Genomic DNA, 366 nt, shown 5'->3' on the forward strand with positions numbered 1-366 from the left:
GTTCGAGGCCATGCAGATGAGCCCGTGTAGCCAACGCTGACATTTTGCAGTCTCCCACGAACAGGAGTCCTTTTTTGTCCAATGCTTTCAACGCTTTATCAATGGCGGGAACGTATAAACCGTCATCAGCGCGTTCTCCAGATACTGTTGATGTCGCCAGTGGAAATCCCAGGGGATCAAGGCTTGCCATCATGATTTTTATCTGTCTAAGTGCTGGATTATCCTTACTGTTTCCGAACTGAAACAAGCTGCCTGATCCGGCATCATGATAACCAGAAACCGTTGTAGCATCGACACGTACTATTTTTTGATCAAGATCGTAAACTTGAATAGAATTCTTCCCAAGCCCGATTTCGACATCCTGCC

Annotated in this window: 1 pseudogene; it reads right to left on the reverse strand. The window is 46.4% G+C overall.

Annotated elements, in window-relative coordinates:
• Positions 1 to 366, reverse strand: a pseudogene (locus JWG39_RS16285) (IS1634 family transposase); the annotation flags it as partial.

This window comes from Desulforhopalus vacuolatus (assembly GCF_016918505.1).
GTDB classification, from domain to species: Bacteria; Desulfobacterota; Desulfobulbia; order Desulfobulbales; family Desulfocapsaceae; genus Desulforhopalus; species Desulforhopalus vacuolatus.